This window comes from Alteromonas sp. CyTr2, from assembly GCF_947311905.1.
Taxonomy (GTDB): domain Bacteria; phylum Pseudomonadota; class Gammaproteobacteria; order Enterobacterales; family Alteromonadaceae; genus Alteromonas; species Alteromonas macleodii.
Genome location: NZ_CAMZMZ010000083.1, coordinates 1 through 1,322 on the forward strand (window position 1 = coordinate 1; position 1,322 = coordinate 1,322).

Here is a 1,322-nt window from a genome sequence, read left to right on the forward strand (position 1 = left end):
AAATCAATATGAGGCTGACATGGCTAACTTACAAAAAGCGGCTTAACTGGGTTGTGTGATTTTGGTTGACCACGTCATTATTGTTGCTTGATGAACAAGGAGCAATTAGTTGTTATGAAACTAATGTCAGCTAAAAAGCTTATTTATTTCCAAAGTTTTTTAGAAGCCCAAAATTTCGGGCTTCTTTTATATTTTAAACAACTTAATTACTGTGAACACTTAGTTAGGCGTAATCGCGTTGTGGTAAACGTCTTGCACGTCATCACAGTCGTTAAGCATGTCCATGAATTTTTCAAACATCGGCATGTCTTCTTCGCTTATCTCAGTTTCGGTCTGAGGCATCCAGCTCATTTCTTCTGCAATAAAGCTAATGTCTGGGTAGGCTTCAGTTAGCGCTGTTTTTACTTGATAGAATTCAGTGTGTGGCGCGTAAACTGTAACTTTACCGTCTTCAACTTCAACATCAGTTACGTCTACGTCGGCTTCCATTAGCACTTCTAGGATAGCGTCTTCGTCGTCACCTTCAAACTGGAATACCGCTTGGTGATCGAACATATGCGATACCGCACCCTGTGCACCAAGTTTCGCGTTGGTTTTAGTAAAGCAGTTACGTACTTCAGTGATGGTGCGGTTTGCATTGTCAGACAAGCAGTCAACAATGACCATGCAGTTACCTGGGCCAAAACCTTCATAACGCATAGGCTGGAAGTCTTCGCCAGCACCACCAGCGGCTTTATCAATCGCTTTTTCAATAACGTGGCTTGGTACTTGGTCTTTCTTCGCCTTTTCCATTAGGCGGCGAAGTGAAAGGTTGGTGTCCGGATCGGCACCACCATTTTTCGCACATACGTAAATTTCTTTACCGTATTTAGAATAAACTTTAGTTTTTTGGCCGGCAGTTTTTGCCATGGCGTTTTTACGAACTTCGAATGCTCTTCCCATCTTAAAATTCTCTTTCTCGCAATTTGAAATGCTGCGTTGGGTTTTATCGGGCTACCTGTTGCCTGACCGTTCATCAGGCGCATCGCTCTGCCTTACTTGGTAGCATTACCGAACTCGACGTTTCAATAAATGGTCGAACGCGACGGTGCTAAAAATTGCCAAGCGAAACACTGCCCAAAATAACGGTAGGCTAAGCGACATAAAAAATTTGGGCGAAATTCTACCTTAATTTTCGTGTAATACCAATGTGAACGCCCCTAGAAAGGGTGTAGGTTGGTAGCTTTCACATTTTTAATGAGGTCAAAATGTACTCTGACCCTGAGGGATCCCCACGAATTTAATTCCATGTGCCTGCGGTCCAGGCCCCGTCGACTATGGAG

At 43.3% G+C, this 1,322-nt stretch carries 1 protein-coding gene; it reads right to left on the bottom strand.

What is annotated here, in order from left to right:
* Window positions 1-219: 219 nt before the first annotated feature.
* On the bottom strand, window positions 220-942 hold the full coding sequence (locus tag QME20_RS19640) for a YebC/PmpR family DNA-binding transcriptional regulator (RefSeq protein WP_014948360.1): 723 nt from the start codon (window positions 940-942) through the stop codon (window positions 220-222).
* Window positions 943-1,322 lie beyond the last annotated feature (380 nt).

Bases quoted from the DNA above. Each gene is read 5' to 3' on its own strand.
- QME20_RS19640 (WP_014948360.1), bottom strand. From the start codon at position 942: ATGGGAAGAGCATTCGAAGTTCGTAAAAACGCCATGGCAAAAACTGCC.